At 62.5% G+C, this 9,893-nt stretch carries 10 protein-coding genes; 8 read left to right on the plus strand and 2 right to left on the minus strand.

Going from position 1 to position 9,893, the window contains the following annotated elements; translation table 11 throughout:
* Window positions 1-24: 24 nt before the first annotated feature.
* Complete coding sequence (locus tag RTP54_RS23465; RefSeq protein ID WP_312365979.1) at window positions 25-1,014, minus strand: ABC transporter substrate-binding protein; 990 nt, start codon at window positions 1,012-1,014, stop codon at window positions 25-27.
* Window positions 1,015-1,241: 227 nt separating this feature from the next.
* Between RTP54_RS23465 and RTP54_RS23470 the strand changes: the two genes are divergently transcribed.
* From RTP54_RS23470 to RTP54_RS23495, 6 genes are all read left to right on the plus strand, one after another.
* Complete coding sequence (locus RTP54_RS23470) at window positions 1,242-2,093, plus strand: LysR family transcriptional regulator (RefSeq protein ID WP_312365980.1); 852 nt, start codon at window positions 1,242-1,244, stop codon at window positions 2,091-2,093.
* A gap of 240 nt (window positions 2,094-2,333) precedes the next feature.
* Entirely contained in the window at window positions 2,334-3,506 is a 1,173-nt protein-coding gene (locus RTP54_RS23475) for an ABC transporter substrate-binding protein (protein WP_112818615.1), read from the plus strand.
* A 318-nt stretch (window positions 3,507-3,824) separates the two neighbouring features.
* A complete protein-coding gene (locus tag RTP54_RS23480; RefSeq protein WP_112811308.1) occupies window positions 3,825-4,691 on the plus strand; it encodes a branched-chain amino acid ABC transporter permease in 867 nt (288 codons plus the stop codon).
* A 2-nt stretch (window positions 4,692-4,693) separates the two neighbouring features.
* On the plus strand, window positions 4,694-5,692 hold the full coding sequence (locus tag RTP54_RS23485) for a branched-chain amino acid ABC transporter permease (protein WP_312365991.1): 999 nt from the start codon (window positions 4,694-4,696) through the stop codon (window positions 5,690-5,692).
* Window positions 5,692-6,456 (plus strand): ABC transporter ATP-binding protein, encoded by a 765-nt coding sequence (locus RTP54_RS23490; RefSeq protein WP_312365992.1) that lies wholly within the window; start codon window positions 5,692-5,694, stop codon window positions 6,454-6,456. The genes RTP54_RS23485 and RTP54_RS23490 overlap by 1 nt, the downstream gene beginning before the upstream one ends.
* Window positions 6,437-7,153, plus strand: coding sequence for an ABC transporter ATP-binding protein (locus RTP54_RS23495; RefSeq protein WP_312365981.1), 717 nt, complete (start codon window positions 6,437-6,439; stop codon window positions 7,151-7,153). Before RTP54_RS23490 ends, RTP54_RS23495 begins: the two co-directional genes overlap by 20 nt.
* 88 nt (window positions 7,154-7,241) lie before the next feature.
* On the opposite strand, the gene RTP54_RS23500 is transcribed toward RTP54_RS23495, so the two are convergent.
* Complete coding sequence (locus RTP54_RS23500; protein ID WP_312365982.1) at window positions 7,242-7,928, minus strand: GntR family transcriptional regulator; 687 nt, start codon at window positions 7,926-7,928, stop codon at window positions 7,242-7,244.
* 205 nt (window positions 7,929-8,133) lie between these two features.
* Here RTP54_RS23500 and RTP54_RS23505 point away from each other — a divergent pair, with 205 nt between their 5' ends.
* Both RTP54_RS23505 and RTP54_RS23510 read left to right on the plus strand, forming a co-directional pair.
* Entirely contained in the window at window positions 8,134-9,177 is a 1,044-nt protein-coding gene (locus RTP54_RS23505) for a 4-hydroxythreonine-4-phosphate dehydrogenase PdxA (RefSeq protein WP_312365983.1), read from the plus strand.
* A gap of 74 nt (window positions 9,178-9,251) precedes the next feature.
* Window positions 9,252-9,893: tripartite tricarboxylate transporter substrate-binding protein (locus tag RTP54_RS23510; RefSeq protein ID WP_312365984.1), on the plus strand; the 642-nt coding region annotated here is incomplete at its 3' end.

Here is a 9,893-nt window from a genome sequence, read left to right on the forward strand (position 1 = left end):
GCCCTTCGGGCCGGAAAATTCGTGCTACTTGACCGATTCCGGTATCAGTTTGCGCGCCTCGGCCTTTACGTCGACGGCCGGGAACGTATCGGGGTGAAGCAGGTGCGCCGCTTCCTTCAGGACGATCTCACGCGCGATCGGTCCATGCGCTTCAACCCAATGGTCGCCGACATAGTGGACCCGGCCGTTCTTGACGGCGCTCAGCTGTTGCCAGATCGGGTTGTTCTCCTGCGGGCGGTCCGGACCATAGTCGTAGACGAAGATAACTTCCGGATCCTTCTCCAGCATCGTTTCGAGGCTCATTTCCAGCCCCCAGTTTTCAGGCACCGACGGTGTCGGATTCTGGCCGCCGATGTTGTCTCCTCCGAGCGCCACGAGAATGGCGGCCGTCATGTTTTCCGACCGGAAGACCCACGGCGTCTCGCCGCCCCACATGACGACGAAACGCGGATGCACATCCTTCGGCGCTTTCGCCGCGTAGGCTTCTAGGTCTGCCTTGAATTGTTTGTTCAGTTCCTGACCGCGCTCCGGTTTGCCGAGGATGGTCGCCAACTGACCGATCGTACGATCGCTGTCGGCATAGAGTTCGAGGTTGTAGGCCAGATACGGCGCGACTTTCTGATACTGTACCGCATTGCCTTCGGTGTAGCGGCGGATGGCGACGGTGATGTCAGGCTTTGCCTCGGCGAGAAGCTCCAGGTTCGGGGTCGCACGTTGGCCGATCTGCTTGACCCCATCCAGATAGCCTCCCAGGAAATCGGGATTGCGCCCCTCGACCATATAGGTTGTCGCGATCGGCTTTATTCCGAGCGCCAGCGCGACGTCGGCAGCAAAGTACGACACCGAGGCCAGGCGCTTTGCGTCCGTGGGCACGTTGACAACCACTCCGCGGTCATCAATGACATTGAGCGTCGATGGCGACTGCGCGTGAGCCGGCAGGCTGAACGTACCCAGCGCGAGGATGGCGGCAAAGGCATGGCCGGTAGCAGTGCGGCTCAGGCGGGCGAAGGGCATTGTTGTCTCCATCGTCGGTTGCCGCTCATGCCTTGATCTGCCGGGCATGAGCAATTCTCATTGTCGCGAAGCGCTCTCGGACCAATGGGGCTCCGGGATTGCGGTCCCTGGTCTTTATAGTGCTTCATTTTCTGGATTGTTGATATTAATAGTCCACTTTAAAGCAATCGAAAGTTTCTCAAGCCCGCATGACAAATTCGCACGCTGAAAGCATCAAGAACCCGCCGTTGAACACGCTCGTGGCGTTTTCAACGGCAAGCAGGCATGGAAGCCTGACTTTGGCGGCTGCGGAAATGCATCTCACGCCCGGCGCCATCAGCAGGCAGGTGAAGCAGTTGGAGGATGCGCTGGGGGTGAGCCTCTTCCACCGGTCGCACAACGCCATCACGCTGACGGATGCCGGGCAACGCTACTTGACCTATGTGAACGCGGCGCTCGCCATTCTCGAAACAGGCACACGCGGCTTGAACACGGAGCGCTCGCGGATCGTCATCCAGGCTCCGATTACCCTGGCGAGGCGGTGGCTCATACCGCGCATCGGTTCGTTTCGGCAGGAAAATCCGGCGGCCGACCTCGTTATTCAGTCCCTCGCGCTGGGTGCGGTCGAAAGACCCGATTTGACGATTACCTACAAACGAAGTGCCGACGCCGCGGAGGTGTCATCGACGTTCCTGCTGGACAGGACAATGGCTGTGTGTTCGCCAAAGCTGATAAGTGGCAACCGGAGCCAGCTGGAGGCGAGCGATATCCTCGATTTACCCATCCTGCTGGACACGGCAGATGCATGGTCCTGGAGGTGCTGGTGCAACGCTGCGGGCCTCGCGTTCGAGCCACGCGGCGGAAGCATGGCCTTCGATACGGACGAGGCATCGATCGACGCGTGCATTTCAGGCCTTGGCGTAGGGCAGGCAAGCCCGCTCTTCATTGAACCGGAGCTGCGATCGGGACAACTCATTGCGCTTTCGGCTGCGGTGGTGCCCACCGTTGGCGCATACGAAATCTCCAAGCCGGTCGAGTTCGGCATGGCGGGGATCTTCCTGGAATGGCTGACGAAATGGAGGAACGTGGAGGCTGAATGACCGCGACCGCACAGTGTCCGGTGGCGGCATTAGACTGACATGGACCGCCTCGCGTTTTTCAGGCGCCCCGGCTTTCGGTGAGGCAAGGTCATCGAGAGACATAACCGGCAGATTATGGTTTCTGCCCCATAATTCATTTTTACATCACCGTTTCGCATGGCAAACTGACAGACATCAAAATCGAATTGCTTTGCGAAGACGGTGCCGCAACGGGAGTGGACGGTGCCACAGGGAGGAAACATGAAACGGACTGTACTGGCCGCGCTCGCGGCGCTGGCAATGAGTGGCGCTGCCTATGCCGACACGATCAAGATCGGTGTCGTCGGGCCTTTTTCGGGGCCCTTCGCGCTGCAGGGCAAGAATTTCAAGGCCGGCATCGACGCCTATATGGCGGTGAACGGCAGCAAGGTCGGCGACGACGATATCGAGATCATCTACCGCGACGTGCCGCAGGCCGATCCGGCGCAGTCCAAGGCGCTGGCGCAGGAGCTGGTGGTGAAGGAAGGCGTGCAGTATCTGGCCGGCTTCTACTTCACGCCGGACGCCATGGCCGTCACGCCATTGCTGGAGCAGGCCAATGTGCCTCTGGTCATCATGAACGCGGCGACGTCGGCGATCGTGACCAAGAGCCCGCTGGTGGTGCGCACATCGTTCACCACCTGGCAGACCTCGACGCCGATCGCCAAGGTGGCGAAGGACGCCGGTGTGTCCAAGGTTATCTCCGTCGTCAGCGACTACGGTCCGGGTGTCGACGCCGAAAACGCCTTCAAGGCAGGGTTTGAGGCGGTTGGCGGCCAGGTCGTCGAGGCCATCCGCATGCCGCTCGCCACCAATGATTTCTCGCCGATCATGCAGCGCATCAAGGATTCGGGCGCCGAAGGCGTCTTTGCGTTCCTGCCGTCAGGTCCGACCACGCTCGGCTTCGTCAAGGCCTATAACGAAAACGGCCTGAAGAGCGGCGGCATCAAGTTCTTCGCGCCGGGAGACCTGACGCAGGAATCCGACCTGCCCGCCCTCGGCGAAGCGGCCCTCGGGATCCAGACGACCTTCCACTACGCCGTTTCGCACGATTCGCCAGAAAACAAGGCTTTCGTCGAGGCTGCGTCGAAAGCGATCGGCAATCCGGCCGAACTCTCCTTCCCTTCGGTCGGCGCCTATGACGGCATGCATGTCATCTACAAGATGATCGAGGCGACCGGCGGCGAGCAGGACGCGCAAAAGGCAGTCGACGCCGTCAAGGGTCTCGCCTGGACGAGCCCGCGGGGGCCTGTCGCCATCGACCCCGAATCGCGCCACATCACGCAGAACATCTATCTTCGGGAAGTGACCAAGGCGGATGACGGCACCTACTACAACAAGGAGGTTCAGACCTTCGAGAAGCAGGGCGACCCCGGTCTCGCAGCGCTGAAGTAGAGGCTACGGCAAACGCGGGCGGCTGTGCGGCCGCCCGCGTTGCAGCCAACGGACCGACGACGCCGTCGCTCGCGTGAAACGGATGCCCATTGCATTTCTCCGAATGGCTGCAAGCGGTTTGCGCAGGCACCGGGTAGGGTGCGCATCCCCGAGTGGTGCGCGGCGTGCCGTAACCGGACGTGCTCGACAAAAAGCGTCGGATCGCTTCCGGCTTTGGCTGAAGCGGGGGCGATCCATTCTATCCGTGGTGTGTCGGAGAGGGGCGATTTCGCCCGCCCGTCACTTCGCGAGTGATAACGAAAGGCATCGGATAATCCCATGCAGACAGTCCTCAGTATCGCGATCGATGCCCTTGCCTACGGCATGGTGCTCTTCGTCATTTCCATCGGGCTTTCCGTGACCATGGGATTGATGCGCGTCGTCAATCTCGCCCATGGCGCCTTTGCCATGATCGGCGGCTATATCGCCTCCTATGCGGCGCGCGATCTGGGGCTCGCCTATGGTTTCGCCATCCTGCTGGCCGTTTTCGGCACGATCCTGATCGCCATTCCGATCGAGCGCCTGCTTTATCGCCGGATCTATGGCGCGCCGGAGCTCACCCAGGTGCTGATGACGATCGGCATCACCTTCTGCATCATCGGCATAGCCAATTATGTCTTCGGCCCGACGCTGAAGACCGTGCCGCTGCCGGCACAACTGCAGGGCTCCGTCGATCTCGGCTTCCGCGCCATCGCCACCCACCGGCTGTTTGCGATCCTGTGCGGCCTCGCCGTGGCGCTTGCCCTCTGGTACGCGATCGAAAGGACGGCCTTTGGCGTCAAGCTGCGCGCTTCCGTCGATAATGCCGCGATGGCGGCCGCCCTCGGCGTGCGCACGCAGATCGTTTATGCCGTGAGCTTTGCCGTCGCGGTCGGCCTTGCCGCCTTTGGCGGGGTTGTCGGTGCCGAGCTTCTGCCGGTCGAGCCCTATTATGCGCTGCGCTACATGGTGACATTCCTGGTCGTCGTATCCGTCGGCGGTGCCGGCTCGATCCCCGGCGCGCTTGCCGCCTGTCTGCTGCTTGGCGGCATCGACACGACCGGCCGCTACCTGATGCCGGAATTCGGCGAATTCTTCTTCTATCTGGCCGTCATCGCGATCATCTGCGTGTTCCCGCGCGGACTTGCCGGGAGGACCAAGGGATGAGCATGACCACCACCAACGAGATGATCGGACAGACACCGGTCAGGCGCCGCTTCGGTGCCAGCGACCTGATCGGCCTTGGCGTCATCGTGGCGCTCGCCATCGTCGGCTATTTCCTGTTTCCCAACAATCTGGCGCTGCTCACGCGCATTATCGCGATCGCACTTCTGGTGTTCTCGCTCGATCTCGTCACCGGCTATTGCGGGGTGGCGACACTGGGGCACGCCGCGCTGTTCGGCGCCGGCGCCTATGCCGCGGGGATCGTCTCGGCGCATTACGGCATCAACGACCCGATCGCCATGCTTGCCTTCGGCATTGCCGCCGGTGCCGTTGCCGGCCTCCTCTGCGGCGCCGTCATCCTGCGGGCCCACGGCCTGCCGCAACTGGTGCTGTCCATCGCGCTCATCCACCTGTTCCACGAGTTCGCCAACAAGGCGTCGTCGTGGACCGGCGGCAGCGACGGCCTGTCCGGCATTGCCCCGAGCGCTTTGCTTGGTCTTTATGAATTCGACCTGTGGGGACGCACGGCTTACGTCTTCGGCGTCGTGCTTCTGGTGCTGGTCTTCTTCGTGCTGCGGCTGATCGTGCGCTCGCCGTTCGGCATGCTGTGCCGGGCGATCAAGGAAGACCCGATCCGCATCCGCTCGATGGGGGCATCGCCCAAGGCGGCGCTGATGAAGATGTACGTCATTTCTGGCGCGGTCGCTGGCGTCGGCGGGGCGCTGAACGCGATCTCGACCCAGGTGGTCGGCCTCGACAGCCTGTCCTTCACCATGTCGGCCGAAAGCCTTGTCATGCTGGTACTCGGCGGCACCGGTTCACTCTTCGGCGCGCTGACCGGAACCATCGTGTTCATGTTTTTCGAGGACGTGGTTTCTGCCGCCAATCCGTTCCACTGGCTGACCATGGTCGGCGCGCTCTTGATCGCTGTCGTCCTCTTCGCGCCGAAGGGGCTTTACGGAACGGCTGCGGACTTCCTGTCCCGCCGGCGGGAGGCAAAATGATGCAGCCGATCTTCGAAGTCCGCAACTTGAAGCGCGCCTTTGGCGGGCTTGCGGTTACCAACGATGTCAGCCTCAGCATGGCGCCCGGCGATCGCGTCGCACTCATCGGTCCGAACGGTGCCGGCAAGACGACCTTCGTCAACCTGGTGACCGGCAACCTCGCGCCCGATTCCGGCGAGGTGCGCCTCGGCGGCGAGACCGTCACCGGCATCGACGCGATCGGCCGGGTGCGGCGAGGGCTCGTCCGTTCATTCCAGGTGACGCGGCTGTTTCTCGATATGACGCCTGCCGAGCACGTTGCGCTTGCCGTGCTCCAGCGCGACGGCCGCTCCGGTCGCCTGTTCGGCAACTTCCTTGCCATGCCCGACGTGATGGACGAGGTCGGCCAACTGCTGGGCAAGCTCGGGCTTCGTGAGTTGATGCACAGAAAGGTCAGCGAGATCGCCTATGGCCAACAGCGCCTACTGGAAATCGCCGTGGCTCTGGCCTTGAAGCCCAAGGTGTTGCTGCTCGACGAACCCGCGGCCGGCGTGCCGCAGAGCGACACCGGGCGCATCGAGCAGGCGCTTGCGGACCTGCCGGCCGATCTCGCCGTGCTGATGATCGAGCACGACATGGATCTGGTCTTCCGTTTTGCCAAGCGCGTTGTTGTTCTGGCTGCCGGCGCCATCATCTTCGACGGTTCGCCGTCCGACGTTACCCGGGATCCACGGGTGCGCGAAGCCTATCTGGGGAGCTATGCCAATGCCAGCCACGCCGCTTGAGGTGCAGAACCTGTCGGCCGGTTACGGCCCGACACGGGTGCTCGAAGACATCTCGTTCTCGGTTCCGGCCGGCGCGCGTCTTGCCGTTCTCGGCCGCAACGGCATGGGCAAGACCACGCTTTTGGCGACGCTTGCCGGGCAGACGAAACGCTATGGCGGTCAAATCCACATGGGCGATACGGATGTTACCGCCTTGCCGAGCGCCTCGCGCGCCCGCAAGGGCCTCGGCTTCGTGCCGCAGGCGCGTTGTGTGTTTCCGACGCTGACGGTCGAGGAAAACCTGTTCGTCGGTCTGAAAGACCGGCCGAAGGCGGCTCTGCAGGAGGCCTACGACATGTTTCCCCGGCTCTTCGAGCGCCGGCGCAACCTCGGCAGCCAGCTGTCCGGCGGCGAGCAGCAGATGCTGTCGACGGCGCGCTCGATCCTCGGGCGCCCCTCGGTTCTGCTTCTCGACGAGCCGCTCGAAGGATTGGCGCCAGTCATTTGCGAGGAACTGATGAAGGCCTTTGCCGAGCTTGCGCGAACCGGCGACATGACGATCGTTCTGGTCGAGCAGCGCATCCAGAGTGCGCTGGACTTTGCCGATCAGGTCATTGTTCTCGAGCGTGGCCGGATCGCCTGGAGCGGTACGCCGCAAGCGCTTTCGGACGACCCCGATGCCATCGAGCGCCTGCTGGGTGTTGGCGGTCTTCATTAAGCGTGACGGTGCTCGCCGGCACGATCTTATGAACCGGGAGCGCGCAGTGTGCAGTTGGATTAAAGGTGGGCGGCCGCGGTGAGCCCGGCTAGACGGATGCGCGCACCCGTTCCCACGCATTCGTCAAGTGGCGGCAGAGCACCTCGGACAGTCTGGCCTTGTCGCGTGCTTCGAGCGCGACGATCATCTCGTCGTGTTCGGCGACGGATGCCGACCATTTTTCCGGCCCCTCGTGGCCGATGAAGCGAATGCGCTTCAGCCGCGTTTGCAGCATGCTGTGCATATCCGCGAGTGGCGCGTTTTCCGCAAGCAGCACGATGGCTGAATGGATCTGCTGGTTCAGCTTGTAGTATTGCAGGCGCTCGCCGGCCTTGTAGCGGCGTACCATTTCGTCATGCAGCGCCCGCACCTCGGCGATGCCCGCATCAGTGGCGGTGTCGCAGGCCAGTTTGCCGGCAAGCTCTTCGAGCGTGCGCAACACCGTCAGCATATCGTGCACGTCCTTGGCGCTGAAGCGCTTCACGACAGCGCCACGGCTCGGAACCAGTTCCACCAGGCCTTCGCTCGCCAGATACTTGATCGCTTCGCGCAAGGGGGTCCGCGAGACGCCGAGTTGCTCGCCGAGCTGGCCTTCATGCAGGCGCGTGCCGGGCGACAGATCACCTTCGATGATCATGTCGCGCAGGTGGCTGACGAGGGTGTCGTGCAAGGCCGTCCGCCTGATCGGGCCGGGGCCGCCGTCAGCGCGTCTCTCCAATGGTGTGATTTCGTTCATCATTTCGCTTCTGCGCTTGGCGGCCGCGCGTCGGCCGTCCGTTCCCCTTGCGTGCCGATTGAATCAGCACTGCCTGATTGAAGCATGGCGGCAGGGCTCGTCATCGTCAACAGAAAATGCTGCATACAGAATACAAAAGACTTGATGCAGAATTTTGAATAACGTATGACAGCGGCCGAGAAGCATGAAGTGGAGGACATCTCACATGACGACCAACGGTGCTGCCGCTAACGGCGCGCGTCCTGTCATCGCGCTTGCCATGGGCGATCCTGCCGGTATCAGTCCGGAACTCACCGCGCGGTTGCTCGCGCTCTCCGATATCCGCGAAGCTGCCCACATCATCACGATCGGCGATCGCCGAATTCTGGATGAGGGTGCAAGGATTGCCGGCGTGACGCTCGATCTGCAGGCGTCCACCCTGGAGGACCTCGACAAGGCGGGTGTGGATCGCCACGTTTTCGTCGATCTCGGTCACCTTGATCCGGCCGATGTCGATCGCGGCGAGGCAACGCTCGCAGGCGGCACGTTCGCCACGCGTAACTTCCGCACCGCTCTGGAACTGGCGCATGCCGGCAAGGCCGAGGCCGTGTGCTTTACGCCCTTCAACAAGAAGGCAATGCGCTTTGCCTATCCGGGCTACGACGACGAGATCCGTTTCGTGTCGGACGTGCTTGGGTTCACAGGCAAGATCCGGGAATTCAACGTTCTCGAGAAGGTCTGGAACGCCCGCGTCACCTCCCACATTCCGATCAAGGAAGTCGCTGACAACCTCTCGATCGATGGCATCATCGCCGAGCTCGAACTGACGCAGGCCTGCCTCAAGGAGGCTGGTTATGGCGAGGCTAAGATCGCGGTTGCCGGTCTCAACCCGCATGCCGGCGACGGCGGCAGCTTCGGCATGGAAGAGATCGACATCATCGAGCCGGCGGTCGAGAAGGCCAGGGCGCTCGGCTTCAACGTCGACGGCCCGTTCCCCGCTGACACGGTCTTCGGCCGGGCTTTGAAGGAAGGCTACAATGCCGTCCTGACCATGTACCACGATCAGGGTCAGATCGCCATGAAGCTCATCGGCTTCGACAAGGGCGTGACGATGATGGGTGGCCTGCCTTTCCCGCTTTGCACCCCTGCGCACGGCACGGCCTACGACATTGCCGGCAAGGGCATCGCCGATGTCAACGCGACCCGCGAGGCGCTGCTCCTTGCCGTGCGCATGGCGAAGAAGAAGGCGGCGCTCTCGGCTGCTGCCTGAATTCCCACGCTTTCAAGCACTACCGGCGCAGGAGGAGGTCTTGCGCCGCATTTCACCCAACGGGAGGACTAGATATGAAGAAATCCGTTTCACTCGCATGCATCATGGCAGCCGCATTCGGCGTTGCCGCTCCGGCATCGGCTTTCGAGCCCGACCGTCCGGTTGAGTTCATCGTCACGGCTGGCCCCGGCGGCGGCACGGACATCTTCGCCCGCACGATCCAGGCGATCATCGGCAAGTACGAACTGATGAAGGCGCCAGTCGTCGTCACCAACAAGGGCAGCGCCGGCGGCGCCGAAGGCTTCGTGTACGCGGCGACCAACAAGGGCGACGCCTACAAGCTCGCATTCGGTACCAACAACGCCTACCTTCTGCCGGTTCGCGCCAAGGTGCCTTACAAGGCTGAAGACCTGACCCCGGTTGCAGCGCTCGCCTCCGACGAATTCGTTCTCTGGGTCAACGGCAAGGCGCCTTACGCTACGGCTGCCGATTTTGCCGCCAAGGCCAAGGAAGGCGGTCTGAAGATCGGCGGAAGCCAGTCGAAGGACGTTGACCAGATCCTGACCTCGATGATCAACGAGGCAACCGGCGCGACCATCAATTACATCCCGTTCAAGAGCGGTGGCGAGGCGGCAGTCCAGCTCGCCGGCGAACACCTCGACGCCAACGTCAACAACCCGAGCGAGAACCTCGGCCAGTGGCAGGCCGGCATGGTC

The organism is Ensifer sp., from assembly GCF_031989085.1.
Taxonomy (GTDB): Bacteria; Pseudomonadota; Alphaproteobacteria; order Rhizobiales; family Rhizobiaceae; genus Ensifer.